Origin of the sequence: Pseudanabaena biceps PCC 7429, from assembly GCF_000332215.1 — a bacterium.
In the GTDB taxonomy this organism is placed as follows: Bacteria; Cyanobacteriota; Cyanobacteriia; order Pseudanabaenales; family Pseudanabaenaceae; genus Pseudanabaena; species Pseudanabaena biceps.
Genome location: NZ_ALWB01000032.1, coordinates 17,477 through 32,735, shown reverse-complemented (window position 1 = coordinate 32,735; position 15,259 = coordinate 17,477). Strand labels below are relative to the sequence as shown.

Genomic DNA, 15,259 nt, shown 5'->3' with positions numbered 1-15,259 from the left:
GAGTGGCGGCGCGAAGCGCCGCCACTCATCTTTGGGGGGCTTTCTTCCTAGTTACACAGGCAAGCAAAGCAATGGCGGTGAAAGCCTTTAAAAAATAAAGAAATCTAGTAGGAACGGGTCGATCCTGACATAAGTTGTTATTATTCTTTATATAAATAAATGTTTTCTTTCTGGTTTTGATAATGCAAGTGATGAATGCTGGTTGGACTCAAGTTGAGGAAGAGGTTGCTCGAAAAGCTTTTGATATTGCCTATAAACGCGAAATTAATGCCCTTATCGATTCTGTACGCAGTAAAGCAAGCTGCTTAAATGAAATAGAAGATATGTGGCATTTGCACGACTTTTTGAGTGTTAAACGTCACGAAGTTGATGGACGCTATGACTATAATTTACCCATGCTAGTTTTCGTATTTGCGGGGTTGATTAAGGACGGATGGATTACAGTCAATGAACTTGAAGGTTTGAATTCAGACAAAATCGCCAAAATTATGGCACTTTCCTACATGTAATTAAGTAATAGAGAATCTTCTGGCTTGAAAGTATTGAAAAGTTTCCTAGCTCTAGTTCTGAGCCTTGTTTAGGGCAAATCAAGCCTCAAATATGGCGGTTAGGCTACTCTCTGAAACTACTTTGGGGACTTATATCCAAAGTAAATTTTGCCATGGCATATAACCCAAGGATTGATATCTTCCTTGGGTTATATTTTTTATGCATATATTAAGAATGCATTAAGACACAAGAAATACAAAAATTAAAATTAAAGTTTTTCTTAATATCTACCCTTAGAGGTTTTGAGAAAGCGATCAAAATGTGAGTATATATACTCAGGAAACCTCAAACAGCAAAATGCAGTGATTTATTGCATTTTTGCTTTGAAATCATTGAGCGCCCCAAGCAAAAGTTATTTGCAAGCATTTAAGTTCTCCATTGAGATCTTGATCGGCTGCAATCTTGATAACTTTAAGGTTCGATATAGAACTTGGGAGTGAATTGAATTCCTCCATGTAAGTAGTTATGCGCAATTAAATCTAAAATCCAAAAACCTATAGTGTATGCTGTGCTTACATTACAGGTTTCAACACTGGTTTTTAATTATGCCCAAATACTTCCGCACATGAACTTAAATCCTTCAGTCAAACTCCAAAAACATTCCTATGACATATACCATTTCCTCAGCCAGAAATATTTTTCCTAACACCCTAGCAGCTGATGTCGTACCCGCTACTACCGCAAGATTTAACCAGCTCACTCCTGAGGATCAACTAGCTTGGATTTGGTTTACTTACCTTGAAATGGGCAAAACCGTAACGATCGCCGCTCCTGGTGCTGCCAGTATGCAGTTGGCTGAGTTAACATTGAATGAAATTAAGAAGATGAGTTTCCAGCAACAAACTCAAGTCATGTGCGACCTAGCCAATCGCGCCGACACCCCCATTGGGCGTACCTATGCTATTTGGTCTCAAAATATCAAATTAGGATTTTGGTATCAACTCGGCAAGTGGATGGAAGAAGGAATTGTCGCTCCTATTCCCGAAGGCTATCGCCTTTCCGCCAACGCCTCGGCAGTTTTAGAGACCTTGAAGAATTTAGATCCAGGTCAACAAATCACAATTCTACGTAACTCAGTTGTAGATATGGGATTTGATCCTAATAAGTTGGGTGGATATACTCGCGTTGCCGAACCAGTAATGGCTCCCAAAGAAGTCTCAAAGCGCACTCAGGTTAGCATCGAAGGTATCGACAATCCCACCGTATTGTCATACATGAATAACCTAAACGCTAATGATTTTGACGCTTTGATCGATCTATTCCTCCCCGATGGTGCTTTACAGCCTCCATTCCAAAGACCAATTGCTGGCAAGGATGCAGTTCTGCGATTCTTTAAGGAAGAATGTCAAAATCTAGTACTCGTTCCAGAAAGAGGCATTTCTGAGCCAGCAGATGGTGGCTATACTCAAATCAAAATCACAGGTAAAGTTCAAACTCCTTGGTTTGGATCTGGAGTTGGGATGAATATATCTTGGAGATTTTTACTCGATCCTAACAACAAGATTTTCTTTGTGGCGATCGATCTCCTTGCATCTCCTAAAGAACTTTTGAACCTAATTCGCTAGACCTAAACCTAGAGAGCGTAATACCAATTCACGAAAGTGTGACAACACTTTTGCGAATTAGAAACTAAACCTAGTAAGGGATTTCAAGTTAAGAAATGGCTACGCCATTTCTTAACTTGGTATAACGCCTATTAGCATTACGCTCTCTAGATTTAATTTTAACTATACTGAACTACTTATACCAATTCCGTGAAGTGAGCCAACACTTTACGGAATTAAAAAACAAACCCAATAAGGTTTTGAGATTTCAAAAATGGCGTTGCTATTTTTGAAATTGGTATTACATTGCTTTGCGCTCAAAGCCAAACCAAGAAATATGTTGAAAGTTTTGCAAAGCAGCACTTTCAACACATTTCTAGTAGTTCATTTGATTGCAAATTGCTGTAAAAGACTTTGCGGCAAAAACAAATCGATTTGGTTTTCTTGATATTTCCCGATATTCCCAGAATTGTAGTGGCGTTCGCGATAAATTATGAATAATTACAGTAATCTGCGATCGCATAATTCGCCTGATCTCTGGCAAAAAAAAGCATTCATAACTGATGATTGGCTGGGAATATTAATCGTCATTACTATTCTCAGCCTATGGTTTGTTAGTCTGTATTCGTTGCTTTCAGTTTCAGTTTTCGATATTTCTTGGGCAGGGCTCGTTGTTTTAATTTTGGGACGGACATACCTTCATACAGGTTTATTTATTCTTGCCCACGACTCAATGCATGGAAATTTAATTCCCAGTAATAGAACTCTAAATAAGATCATCGGTCGTCTTATGGTGGGAATTTATGCATCTCTTAATTACGATCGCTGCGCAGTAAACCATGCTAATCACCATCGCTATCCTTCTCAAAAAGGCGATCCTGATTTTCATGGCAACCTTTCCCATCCAGTATTTTGGTATTGCAAGTTTCTGAGCGAGTACTTTTCATGGCGATCGCTAATTCTTTTCTTGGCGATCGCGATCGCCATATTCTGCGCTTTGATCATGCTATGCAAGGTTTCAATCGTTAACTTAATTCTCTTCTGGCTCTTTCCCCTTGTACTTAGCTCGTTGCAGCTATTTTTCTTTGGGACTTATCTTCCACACTGTCAAATCCATCAAAATCCCAATTTTTCTCCTCGCCTTGAGTCTAATTTTTATACGATTTTATGGTCGTTTCTGAGTTGTTATAACTTCGGTCATTATCATTGGGAGCATCACGAATATCCCCAAACCCCTTGGTTCAGACTGCCAAAAGTTCATCGGTAAGGCAGTGCTTCACTGAAAATTCAAACCCCAAAGTATGAGTGGCGGCGCTAAGCGCCGCCACTCATCTTTTGGGGTTTATACCAATTCACGAAAGTGTGACAACACTTTTGTAAATTAAAAACCAAACCTAGTAATACCAAAATTAAAAATGGCGTAGCCATTTTTAATTTTGGTATTACTAGTAAAATCGATACGACAAATCCTGATCGGAACGATCGCCAAATCAATCACCGAATGAATCGCCAACTTAAAAGGCAACTCAGAAAGACATTACTTAAACTTCGCAGCCAAATTGATCGTGAGATTTGGATGCAAAAAAGTCGAGCAATTGGCGATCGCCTTGCAAATTGGCAACCATTTCAACAGGCGCAAAATATTCTCGCTTTTACCAGCTTTCGGCTAGAACCAGATTTAAGCCCGCTTTGGCAAAGATTTCCTGACAAAAATTGGGGATTTCCCCGTTGCCTTGAAAAAAATTTGCTTTGGCATCACGTCGCGATCGCAGATTTTGAGAACAGTATGCGATCGGGTGCTTTTGGGATCCTCGAACCTCGCCATGACTTAAAGCTGATCGATTTAGCAAGTATCGATCTAATTTTGATTCCTGCGGTAGCTTGCGATCGCCAAGGTTATCGATTGGGCTATGGTGGGGGCTTTTATGATCGGTGGTTGCCTCATTCGATAGGCTTGAAAGTAGGAATTATTTTCGATGAATTTTATGTGGATGAGTTGCCTCGCGATCCTTGGGACATGCCCTTAGATGCAGTTATTACCGAAAAGTACGACACAAATAAAGATTAGTAACTGGGCATAATTACAACCCAAAAAGCTGTGACGCAGGCTGCGCGGGCGCTACTCAAACCCCAAGAGACGCAGGCTGCGCGGGCGCTACTCAAACCCCAAGAATTGATTGGCAGCGCTTCGCGCTGCCAATCAATTCTTGGGGTTTATGTCCTAGTACACTTGGCGACAGGTTGCAATTTCTTTGGTACGGTAAGCCGATCTAGTTCCCTACTCATTTCGCAGTATATTAGCACTCAGTGAGACAGAGTGCTAAAGCACGCAAGATATAACTAAAGCGGGTTTAAATTCCTAGCTTGAGCCATACCTTGCCGAGTCCACTCTGATTAGATTTTAAGGAGGTATGACATAGTGGCATCGTTAACCCTAAATACTGGTACATTACAACCCCTAGGCGATCGCCTATTGGTAAAAGTAGCAACGAAAGAAGAAAAAACTGTTGGCGGTATTTTCTTACCAGATACAGCTCAAGAAAAGCCACAAATTGGTGAAGTTACAGCCGTCGGTCTTGGCTCGCGTAATGACAAAGGTACTCGCGTAGCTCTAGAAGTTAAAACAGGCGACAAAGTACTTTACTCCAAGTATGCAGGCACAGAAGTCAAAATTGACAACGTAGATTATTTGCTACTCGCGGAAAGAGATATCCTCGCGATCGTTGAATAAAGCTATTAGCTATTAGCTGTTAGCCGTTAGCTTTCAAGGCTCTTCATACGGAAGCAATCTAAAAGAGCTAAAAACTAATCGCTAAAAGCCCAGTTACCAAATCCCAATTACCAATTACCAAATTAACTAAAATGGCTAAAATCGTAGTATTTGATGAAGAATCTCGTCGCGCCCTTGAGCGTGGTGTTAATGCCCTTGCTGATGCCGTACGTGTAACCTTAGGACCTAAAGGACGTAACGTAGTTCTCGAAAAGAAATATGGCGCACCTCAGATCATCAATGATGGTGTAAGCATCGCTAAGGAAATTGAACTAGAAGATCCTCTAGAAAATGCAGGTGCACAGCTAATTCGTGAAGTTGCCTCGAAAACCAATGATGTCGCAGGTGATGGAACCACCAGTGCCACCGTTTTGGCTCAAGAAATGATTCGTGAAGGACTGCGCAATGTGGCCGCTGGTGCTAATCCAGTTGGCGTACGTCGCGGCATCGAAAAAGCAGTTGCTCACCTCGTTGATGTCATCGCTCAAAAAGCAAAAGCAGTTGATTCCAACGCCGAAATCGCTCAGATTGCCACCATTTCTGCGGGCAATGATTCTGAAGTTGGCGAAATGATCGCCCATGCCATGGATAAGGTTGGTAAAGATGGCGTAATCACCGTTGAAGAATCCAAGTCTCTTACCACCGAATTAGAAATCGTGGAAGGTATGCAGATCGATCGCGGTTACATTTCTCCCTACTTCGTCACTGACAACGAACGTCAATTGGTCGAATTTGAGAACGCTAAGATCTTGATCACCGATAAGAAAATCAATGTCATTCAAGACCTTGTTCCTATTCTGGAGAAAGCTGCTCGTTCAGGCGCTCCTCTCGTAATCATTTCTGAGGATGTTGAAGGCGAAGCTCTCGCAACCTTGGTGGTCAACAAGCTCAGAGGTTCTCTGAATATCGCTGCCATCAAGGCTCCTGGGTTTGGCGATCGCCGTAAAGCGATGTTGCAAGATATTGCCGTCCTTACCGATGGTCAGGTAATTTCTGAAGACACTGGTTTGGAACTTAGTGCCGCAACCCTAGAAATGCTTGGTACTGCTCGTAAGATCACCATTTCCAAGGACAAAACAACTATCGTTTCTGACATTACCAACAAGGCAAATATCGATAAGCGTGTTGCCCAAATCCGTAAGGAATTGGATCTCAGTGACTCTGACTATGATAAGGAAAAGCTACAAGAACGGATCGCTAAGCTCGCTGGTGGCGTAGCCGTGATCAAGGTCGGTGCTGCTACTGAAACCGAACTCAAGGATCGTAAGCTTCGCATTGAAGATGCGCTCAACTCCACCCGTGCAGCGGTTGAAGAAGGCATCGTTCCTGGTGGTGGTGCAACCCTTGCTCACCTTGCGGTTGAATTGCTAGAGTTCAAAGCAACCTTGAAGAACGAAGAAGCGATCGGCGCTGAAATCGTATCCCGTTCTCTCTCTGCGCCTCTTCGTCAAATCAGTGATAACGCTGGTTTAGAAGGAACCGTTGTGGTTGAGAAAGTTAAGGGTATGAGCTTCAATCATGGCTTTGATGCCCTCAAGGGTGAGTATGTTGACTTGATCGCTACTGGTATCATCGACCCTGCCAAGGTTGTGCGCTCTGCACTCCAAAATGCTGCTTCCGTTGCTGGCATGGTCTTAACCACCGAAGCTCTCGTAGTTGAGAAGCCTGAGAAGAATGCTGGTGCTGGTGCTGGTGCTGCTGGCATGGGCGGCATGGGCGGTATGGGTGGCATGGGCGGTATGGGTGGCATGATGTAATCCATCATTCACTTTTTATACCAAGTTAAGAAATGGCTACGCCATTTCTTAACTTGAAAACCCTAATACCAAAGATGAGGGGCGGTGCAAAGCACCGCCCCTCATCTTTGGGGGGTTATATCCTAATTGCATTCTTAGCCGCTGGTGTTAGGGAAAAATCAAAGCCCTATCTATTTTGGATATAGCCACCGATAGAATAGGCGCGTTAATTGGGGCATAAGAAAATAAGCAAGCAGCCATACAATTAATCCACTGGTAATAATTTGCTTAAGCAACCAAGGCAAAGGTTCTAATAGAGGATTTAATATGCGTCCAACAACTAATGATAAAAATAACACCCCCAACCAAGTTATCAATGCAATTTTATAGCGTTTAGGAGGATATTTTTGGGGTCGCTTTGGTAGCTCAAACCATGTTTCTAAACCAGTCAGAACCTGTACATTTTCAGGTTGTTGAATTAGGGGCTGTACAAGCTCGATCCATTTATGACGCTCCTCCGACTCCAACCACCTCTTGAGATTTTGATGGTGATCGAAATGCAAGACAATTACATATTCCGTATTTTCTTCTAGATGGGGGCGAAGAATTTGCACCCCTAGATGACCATCAAAGGACTTGGCAACTGGGACAATTCCCCGCAACCAATCTTCATATTCTTTTTCAAGATTGCGTTTGACGGAATGAGCAATAACCGCAGTGACGTGATAACTTTCGGCGGATATAGAATTTGTCATGGATGATTAACTCGATTCTATTTAAAGGCAAATACTATTATTTGCGTACTAAATCTGTAAAGTGCCTACTTTTGAAGTAACTAGACATAAGTAAACTTAAAACCTAGAAGAGCATACCGCCCGCGCAGCGGGCGGTATGCTCTTTGGTTTTGGTTTTTAATTATGCCGAACTACTTACTCCCTTCCCACCAAAGAAATAGACATCAAAAACCAATAATTAGCGTTGCGGCGCGAAGCGCCGCAACGTCTAATTCTTCACTGGGAAGGGAGTAGTAAGTGACTGTAGTTATAAAAACTAAACCCAGTCAGGGTTTTAAAAGCACAAAATGGCTTAGTCATTTTGTGCTTTGGTATTAGGATCTATAAAGATCTATCCTTAATTTTAAAAATAATTCGCTTTTATGTCTCAATTAACTGAGTCAATCCTACTACCAAATAATTTAGAAGATGCCACCGAACAGGCGATCGCAGCTACTCATCAAGCGATCGCTAGCGGTGCAACGCGTGTACTTGCCGATCTGCGATTTCCCGAATTAAAAGCGATGCCGATCGCCTATGAGTTTGCGGCGAGTTTTAATCAACAGTATGGCGAAGCATGGCAGGCAATCTTTTCAGATGCAGGAGCCGCAGCTCTCGCCAAACGCAAATGGGTGGATCTAAACGTATCCGTACGTGGTGTCAACGAAGGTCGTAGGGCAATTCGGGAAGAGGATCGCGCATTTCTATTAATCGAACCAACTTCCATCGAAGTCGAGCAAGTGGAAAAGTTAGTTCAACTCGCTGGTGATCGCCCCTTTGTCATGCTCAATCCGCGTCTGGAGAATAGTGAAGTGGGTTTAGGCTTAGCCGCCAGACAAATGCGCGATCGCTTTTTAAGTACCTTCGAGACTGCCTACTACATCAAACCTTTAGAACTGGGTGCTTTGTGGCGTTGCTATCCGCAAACATGGCAAGTCTGGAACCAGACCGAAGAGGGAATGCAAAAGCTCGCAGAAGTAGAACAACGCCCATCTAGTGACGATATCGATCGCCTATTTCGCCAGAAGACTGGTAAACAATCAGGCTCATTTCTAGGACGGTTGCAACAGTTTTTTAATGCCCTAGCAAGATGAGAATGTAATGATAAGCAGTTCAGCGTAAGTTTAAAACCCCAAAGATGAGTAGCGGCGCTTCGTGTCGCCACTCATCTTTGGTTTTGATGCTATAGCATCATCAGGAAGATTGCTTTACAAAACTTATCGTTAGTTTTTGCTTGAAATACCTGTAAACGCGGCATTTTCTGATGAGATAGAGTTAGATATTTAGTTGGAAAACCCTATACTGGGTAGTTATTATTTCGACTTTTTACATACCCTTTAAAGATCACAAGGCAGACACATGAGCGTAACAGCGTCAAGTGGTGCAGTAAATGCCCGCCCTCGTTTATACCAGACCGCTATAACTTCCACAATTTCCCAGATAGAGCAACAAGATCGCTTTGCGACGCGTAGCGAACTAGACGATCTGTCCACATACTTTCAATCTGGACAAAAGCGCATCGAAATTGCGGCGATTCTGACCAAAAACTCTGACAATATCGTTTCCAAAGCTGCTAGCCGTATTTTTACGGGTGGTTCGGCAATGGCCTTTTTAGAAAAGCCCAAGGACGCAGAAGAACTTGAAGTAGACCGCGCTGGTCGCGTGGTTGATATCAAGCGTGGTATGGAGCTTGGAACAACTATTTACGCTGAAGCAAGTGAAGGTGGCTTTTTAGGCACGATCAAGAATTTCTTCAGTAATACAGGGCTGACAGGGGTTGTCGATGCTGCCCCCGCCAATTTCCGCCCCATTAACATTTCTCGTTATGGTGCAGACCGCATGAAGAAGTCCCTCCGCGACTTGTCATGGTTCTTGCGCTATGCCACCTATGCAATCGTTGCTGGCGATCCGAATATCCTTGCTCAGAACGTGCGTGGATTGCGGGAGATCATTGAGGCAGCTTGCTCAACCGATGCTACCATCGTTGCTCTGCAAACCATGAAGCAAGCGGCTGCAAGCTATTTCCTCAACGATTCTGCGGCGATCGAAATCATCAAGCAGTATATGGATGTGGCGATCGCTGAATTCAAAGCCCCAACCCCATCACCCAAAGTCCGCCAGCGCAACTCTCCCGATCTTCAAGGTCTTGCCCTACCTCAGATCTACTACAACACTGCCGAACGTCGTCAGAAGTTTGTGATGAAGGCTGGGATGACTGGAGCCGAGAAAAATGAAGTGGTTAAGGCTGCTTACCGTCAAGTTTTCGAGCGTGATATTGCCCGTGCTTACAGTCAAGGAATCTCTGACCTAGATTCTAAAGTAAAAAATGGCGAGATCTCGATACGCGAGTTTGTGCGTCGTTTAGGTTTGTCGCCTCTATACCGCGATCAATTCTTCTTGCCTTTCATTAACTCGCGCGCTGTGGAATTAGCCTTCAAGCATTTCCTCGGACGCTCTCCTGAAAGCCGTGAAGAAGTTGCAGCTTACTTTGCGATCGTTTCTAAGGGTGGTTTACCTGCCCTCGTCAATGCCCTAGTCAACTCTAGAGAATATAGCGACTACTTTGGCGAAGAAACCGTACCTTACCAACGTGGCTACGGACAAGAGGCCCAAACTGCCCGTAATTGGGGTGCACAGTTTGACCTGTTCAACTACTCTGCACCTTTCCGCAAGGTTCCCCAATTTATTACCTTATTTGCTTCGTATCAACAGCCTTTGCCCGATCAGCATGTTTACGGAGCTGGCAACGATCCTCTAGAAATCCAATTTGGTGCTATTTTCCCCAAAGAAACTCGCAACCCCAATGCCTCACCTGCACCTTTCGGTAAGGATACTCGTCGCATCTTGATCCGCAATGGCGCTGGTATCACGAACCAACTGGGCAATCCTGCTGCCACAGGTTCGATCGATCCTATGAGCCCCAAGGTGTTCAAGCTCGATCAAACCCTGCGCGATAACGTCAAGATTGGTAAAGGCGCAAGAAAGTCTTCCGTTAAGGGCTTGAGCATTACCAATTCAGAGACTTCTACCCAAGCCGTCATTCGCGCTCTTTATTTGCAAGTTATTGGATTTATCCCCTATTCTGGTCAGCGCCTCACGGTTGCAGAAATCAAGCTAGAAAATGGAGATATCACTGTACGCGAATTTGTACGGATGTTGGCGAAGTCCCCCACTTTCCGCGATCGCTACTGGAGCAAGCTTTATGTTTGTAAAGCGATCGAATATATCCACCGTCGCCTTTTAGGTCGTCCTACCTATGGTCGTCCTGAAATGAACACTTACTTCGACCTCGCATCAAAGAAAGGCTTCTATGCAGTGGTTGATGCCATTCTCGAAACCAAGGAATACGAACAAGCCTTTGGCGAAGACACGGTTCCTTACGAACGCTATCTCACAGCCGCAGGTGTATCGCTCCGCCATAACCGCGTCGGTACGTTGAGCGAAGACAAGGGTACAAGAGTTGATATCGAAACCACACCTAAGTTTATTGAATTGGGTCAAGTTACCGAAGTCCGCTCCGAAGTATCCATCAACGATCGCATCAACCAAGGTGTAGCCAAGAAACGCGAACAACGCAAGATCTTTAAGCTCACCACCACCGATCCTGTGGAAACAGCAGCCTTAGTGCGTGCAGCCTATCGTCAAGTGTTCGAGCGCGATATGGATGCTTATGTGGCTAGCGAACAGTTCAGCCAATATGCTTCCAAACTGGTTAACGAAGAGATCAGCGTCAAGGAATTTATCTTAGCCCTTGGGACATCCGATCTTTACATCAAGGAATTCTATACCCCATTCCCTAATACCAAGGTAATTGAATTGGGTACTAAGCATTTCTTAGGACGTGCGCCTTTAGATCAAGCGGAAATCCGTAAGTACAACCAAATTTTGGCAACTAAGGGTGTTAAGGCAATGGTAACCGATATGGTTAATAGCCTCGAATACCTCGAAGCCTTTGGTGAAGATGTTGTACCCTACAACCGTTACGAAACCTTCCCTGCCGCTAACTACCCCAACACTCAAGAGTTGTATAACCGCCTAACAAAGCAAGACAAGTCCATTGTCGTACCTAGTTTTGCACCCGTTAAATCGAAAATCCCTACCAGCGTTTAATTTTTAGCTCGTCTTGGATTAAGACAAAATCAAAACCGAAGAGGAGGATGGCGGCGCAAAGCGTCGCCATCCTCCTCTTCGGTTTAATGCATCAAAATAGGGTTGCCGCGCTACGCGCGGCAACCCTATTTTGGGTTTTAATTTTGTCCTAACAAGATTGGCAGCAGCTATATAACATGACTTGCGACAGCGATAAACATCCTTGAGACTAAGGACAAAATTTTGATTGAAGTGGGAATAAATTGGTGACGGTTTTTCGGTATCATAAACATCAGATTAAAGTAAAAAATTAAATTTATATAAAGGGCGATAAGCAGTGACTATCAGGGTAGCGATTAACGGATTTGGGCGTATCGGACGTAACTTTCTAAGATGCTGGGCTGGACGCACAGAAACAAACATAGAAATAGTTGGACTTAACGATACATCTGATCCCCGAACCAACGCTCACTTGCTCAAGTACGACTCCATGTTGGGCAAATTTGCTGGTGAAGTTAGTGCCGATGACACAACCATTACCGTCAATGGCAAAACCATTAAGACCGTTTCTGATCGCAATCCCGACAATTTACCTTGGAAAGATTGGGGTATCGATCTAGTTATCGAATCTACAGGTGTCTTCATTGACAAAGTTGGTGCTAGCAGACATATTGGCGCAGGGGCGAAAAAAGTATTAATCACCGCTCCTGGAAAAAATGAAGATGGCACATTTGTAGTCGGCGTAAATGAGAAAGATTACAATCATGATGTCCATAACATCATCAGTAATGCTAGCTGTACGACTAACTGTCTAGCCCCCGTTGCCAAGGTACTTTTAGAGAACTTTGGGATCGTCAAGGGTGTAATGACTACCACCCATAGCTACACTGGCGACCAACGTCTGTTAGATGCTAGCCATCGCGATTTGCGTCGGGCTAGAGCGGCGGCGCTGAGCATCGTACCTACCTCCACAGGTGCTGCTAAGGCGGTTGCCCTAGTACTGCCTCAACTAGCAGGTAAGCTTAACGGTATTGCCTTGCGCGTGCCAACCCCTAACGTTTCCGTGGTAGACTTCGTGGTTGAAGTAGAAAAACACACGATCGCTCAAGAAGTTAACGAAGCATTCCGTTTAGCTGCGGAAGGCTCCATGAAAGGGATTTTAGAATATAACGAATTGCCTCTCGTATCTATCGACTATCGCGGTACAGATGCATCCTCAATTGTTGACTCTTCCCTAACCATGGTTATGGGTGGCAATATGGTTAAGGTTGTGGCATGGTACGACAACGAATGGGGCTATAGCCAACGAGTTGTTGATTTGGCAGAAGTTGTTGCCAAAAACTGGAAATAAAATTTAAAATTCCCCACATTCACAAAAAAGAGAGGCAGGTGCAAAGCATCTGCCTCTCTTTTTTTTGTGAATGTGATTGTACCGAAATACCGCTATTTCGCTGATGTCCAGACCTATCAAAATGCAGTTAGATGGAGTAAAAATCACACAAATTCCCAGCAAATTCCCAGCAAATTCTAGTCAAATGCTTATTTGTGAGGAAAAGTGAACTGTTACAGCAATGATATCCAGTTGCTATTGTGGTAACTAGCCCTGCCAAATTTGACGATAGAAAGTAATCTCACTCTCTTTCCTGATCAATTGTCAAAATGAAATTGTCAAAATGAAATTTCCTGCCACTTTGGTTAATTTTGGAGCTTTTTGCAAGCGCAATCACCAGCAGCTAGTGGCTGGGTTGATTACTTTTTCTTTGTCTTTAGGACTAATTGGGCTGAGGCAAATCGGCAGTTTTAAAGAAGCAGAGCTTTGGGTATACGACAGTTTGATGCGATCGCAACTCCATGAACCAACCGATCGCCGCATTGTTATTGTCGAAATTTCCGAAGCAGATATTCAAAGATTTCGCTGGCCCTTTAGCGATCGCCTATTTGCCAAGTTAATCAACCAAATTTCATCTGCCAAACCCGCCGCGATCGGCATTGATAAATACCTTGATATCCCCGTTCTCGAAGGTCGCGATGAATTAGTTGCCGCCGTTAAAAATGCAGGCAATGTGATTAATGCTCAGTTTGTTGCCACGGTTGAAGGAAGAAAAGGGGTCGATGCTGCTCCAGATCTAGAGAAGATTAGCAAGTATGGTTTTGTCAATTTCCTCACAGACAAGGGCGCGATCGTCCGACGTGCTTCGGTAGTAGGGGATTCGGGTTCGTTTGCCTTTGAGATCTCCAATCTATATTTGCAGAATCTCTACCATCGACAATTGGAGTTTAATCCCAATACCATTCAATTTAAAGCGGGAAAACAAATTATTCCTCGACTAACTGCTAATTATGGCGCATACCGCAAGGAAGATGATGGCGGTTATCAAATGCTAATTCGCTATCGAGGTCACCCAAGATCTTTCGAGCATATTCGAGCGGCTGATGTTATCGATGGGCTTGTTGCGCCTGAAAGATTGCGGGAGCGTATAGTCTTAATTGGGGTGACCGCAGAAAGCCTGAAAGATAGTTACCCTACCCCAGTCACTACGGATGGAGAAGTAATGTATGGGGTAGAAATCCACGCCAATATCATCAGCCAATTAATTGGGGCTACTTTAGACGATCGCCGTTTTATCCAAGTTTGGTCAAACGATCTCGAAAGTATCTGGATTGTGGTTTGGGCGATCGTCGGTGGGGCAATGGCGGCCCTCATAACCCATGCTGTTAAAAATATGGGACTTTTAGCGATTATCTCTGGCGGACTATTTGGATTTAGTTACTTCGCGTTCAGTCAAGCTCTGTGGCTGCCTTTATTTCCGTCACTATTGGGCTTGATTTCGGCAAATGTACTGGTCATGGCTTATCAGTTAGCGATCCAACAATCTGAACGCAAAGTATTAATGGGTTTATTTTCGCGTCATGTCTCTAAGGAATTAGTCGATATTATTTGGGCGAACCGCGAACAGTTTATGCAGGAGGGCAGGATCACAGGGCAAGAGGTTTATGTGACCGTCCTATTTACGGATATGCGCAACTTTAGTACGGCTGCCGAGGCACAAGCTCCTGGGGAAACCTTGAATTGGCTCAATAACTATTTAGGCGCAATCGCCAATGAGGTTTTAGCCCATGGCGGCATGGTCGATAAATATATTGGGGATGCAGTAATGGCGGTGTTTGGCGTACCGATCCCCCACGGCAATGAGACGGAACGCACTCGCGATGCCCAATGTGCGGTCGATGCGGCTCTAGCGATCGCCCACAAACTAGCTGCCATGAATGATGTTTGGACTGCCCAAGGATTACCGCCTGTTAGTACGGGGATTGGCATTAATTCTGGCATTGTCATCGCTGGCAGTTTAGGCAGTTCCGAGCGCTTGGAATATTCAGTTTTAGGAGATACGGTGAATATTGCGGCAAGATTGGAGAGTTTTAATAAAGAGGTGGATGGGGGACCCCATCATATTTTGATCAGTGAAGAGACCTATAAGCGCTTGGATAACAATTTTCAAACTGAGTTTGTAGGCAAATATGCCCTTAAGGGTAAAACACAGGAAACAGGAATTTATCGGGTATTAGATATTCAAAAAAGAACTAATCAACGCAGTCCTACAAATTTTGCAAATAAATAAAAGGCGGCTCAATGCGCCGCCTTTTATAGCTCCAAAGCTCAAAATGGCGTTGCCATTTTGAGCTTTGGTATAACGTGAATTCGGGATAATTTGAAACGGGCTTTGAGAAAGGGTTTGCTACGCAAACCCTTTCTCAAAGTCCACAAGTAAAAGCCTTGCTACGCAAGGCTTTTACTTG

11 protein-coding genes are annotated in these 15,259 nt (G+C 43.9%); 10 read left to right on the top strand and 1 reads right to left on the bottom strand.

The window, feature by feature from the left end; genetic code table 11:
* Positions 1-182 precede the first annotated feature (182 nt).
* The 6 genes from PSE7429_RS05840 to groL all read left to right on the top strand — a co-directional run bounded on the left by PSE7429_RS05840 (position 183) and on the right by groL (position 6,620).
* The gene (locus PSE7429_RS05840) at positions 183-509 is read left to right on the top strand and encodes a hypothetical protein (RefSeq protein ID WP_009626164.1); all 327 of its coding nucleotides are present in this window, start codon (positions 183-185) and stop codon (positions 507-509) included.
* Positions 510-1,154: 645 nt separating this feature from the next.
* Entirely contained in the window at positions 1,155-2,114 is a 960-nt protein-coding gene (locus PSE7429_RS05835) for an orange carotenoid-binding protein (protein ID WP_009626163.1), read from the top strand.
* A 472-nt stretch (positions 2,115-2,586) separates the two neighbouring features.
* Complete coding sequence (locus PSE7429_RS24240) at positions 2,587-3,360, top strand: fatty acid desaturase (RefSeq protein ID WP_009626162.1); 774 nt, start codon at positions 2,587-2,589, stop codon at positions 3,358-3,360.
* 234 nt (positions 3,361-3,594) lie between these two features.
* Entirely contained in the window at positions 3,595-4,161 is a 567-nt protein-coding gene (locus PSE7429_RS05830; protein ID WP_009626161.1) for a 5-formyltetrahydrofolate cyclo-ligase, read from the top strand.
* A gap of 351 nt (positions 4,162-4,512) precedes the next feature.
* Positions 4,513-4,824 carry a co-chaperone GroES gene (gene groES / locus PSE7429_RS05820; protein WP_009626160.1) on the top strand — a complete coding sequence of 104 codons (312 nt, stop codon included), beginning with the start codon at positions 4,513-4,515 and terminating at the stop codon, positions 4,822-4,824.
* Positions 4,825-4,955: 131 nt separating this feature from the next.
* On the top strand, positions 4,956-6,620 hold the full coding sequence (gene groL / locus PSE7429_RS05815; RefSeq protein WP_009626159.1) for a chaperonin GroEL: 1,665 nt from the start codon (positions 4,956-4,958) through the stop codon (positions 6,618-6,620).
* 170 nt (positions 6,621-6,790) lie between these two features.
* Here groL and PSE7429_RS05810 read toward each other — a convergent pair whose 3' ends face one another.
* Entirely contained in the window at positions 6,791-7,354 is a 564-nt protein-coding gene (locus tag PSE7429_RS05810) for an antibiotic biosynthesis monooxygenase (RefSeq protein ID WP_009626158.1), read from the bottom strand.
* A 401-nt stretch (positions 7,355-7,755) separates the two neighbouring features.
* Between PSE7429_RS05810 and PSE7429_RS05805 the strand changes: the two genes are divergently transcribed.
* The 4 genes from PSE7429_RS05805 (at position 7,756) to PSE7429_RS05790 (ending at position 15,081) form a co-directional block, all read left to right on the top strand.
* Positions 7,756-8,466: a DUF1995 family protein gene (locus tag PSE7429_RS05805; RefSeq protein WP_009626157.1), complete on the top strand. Its 711-nt coding sequence runs from the start codon at positions 7,756-7,758 to the stop codon at positions 8,464-8,466.
* Positions 8,467-8,731: 265 nt separating this feature from the next.
* On the top strand, positions 8,732-11,482 hold the full coding sequence (locus PSE7429_RS05800) for a phycobilisome rod-core linker polypeptide (protein ID WP_009626156.1): 2,751 nt from the start codon (positions 8,732-8,734) through the stop codon (positions 11,480-11,482).
* Between the two features lie 316 nt (positions 11,483-11,798).
* Positions 11,799-12,812, top strand: coding sequence for a type I glyceraldehyde-3-phosphate dehydrogenase (locus PSE7429_RS05795; protein ID WP_009626155.1), 1,014 nt, complete (start codon positions 11,799-11,801; stop codon positions 12,810-12,812).
* Between the two features lie 322 nt (positions 12,813-13,134).
* Entirely contained in the window at positions 13,135-15,081 is a 1,947-nt protein-coding gene (locus PSE7429_RS05790; protein ID WP_009626154.1) for a CHASE2 domain-containing protein, read from the top strand.
* The last annotated feature ends 178 nt before the right edge of the window (positions 15,082-15,259 follow it).

Bases quoted from the DNA above. Each gene is read 5' to 3' on its own strand.
- PSE7429_RS05840 (WP_009626164.1), top strand. From the start codon at position 183: ATGCAAGTGATGAATGCTGGTTGGACTCAAGTTGAGGAAGAGGTTGCT.
- PSE7429_RS05835 (WP_009626163.1), top strand. From the start codon at position 1,155: ATGACATATACCATTTCCTCAGCCAGAAATATTTTTCCTAACACCCTA.
- PSE7429_RS24240 (WP_009626162.1), top strand. From the start codon at position 2,587: ATGAATAATTACAGTAATCTGCGATCGCATAATTCGCCTGATCTCTGG.
- PSE7429_RS05830 (WP_009626161.1), top strand. From the start codon at position 3,595: ATGAATCGCCAACTTAAAAGGCAACTCAGAAAGACATTACTTAAACTT.
- groL (WP_009626159.1), top strand. From the start codon at position 4,956: ATGGCTAAAATCGTAGTATTTGATGAAGAATCTCGTCGCGCCCTTGAG.
- PSE7429_RS05810 (WP_009626158.1), bottom strand. From the start codon at position 7,354: ATGACAAATTCTATATCCGCCGAAAGTTATCACGTCACTGCGGTTATT.
- PSE7429_RS05805 (WP_009626157.1), top strand. From the start codon at position 7,756: ATGTCTCAATTAACTGAGTCAATCCTACTACCAAATAATTTAGAAGAT.
- PSE7429_RS05800 (WP_009626156.1), top strand. From the start codon at position 8,732: ATGAGCGTAACAGCGTCAAGTGGTGCAGTAAATGCCCGCCCTCGTTTA.
- PSE7429_RS05790 (WP_009626154.1), top strand. From the start codon at position 13,135: ATGAAATTTCCTGCCACTTTGGTTAATTTTGGAGCTTTTTGCAAGCGC.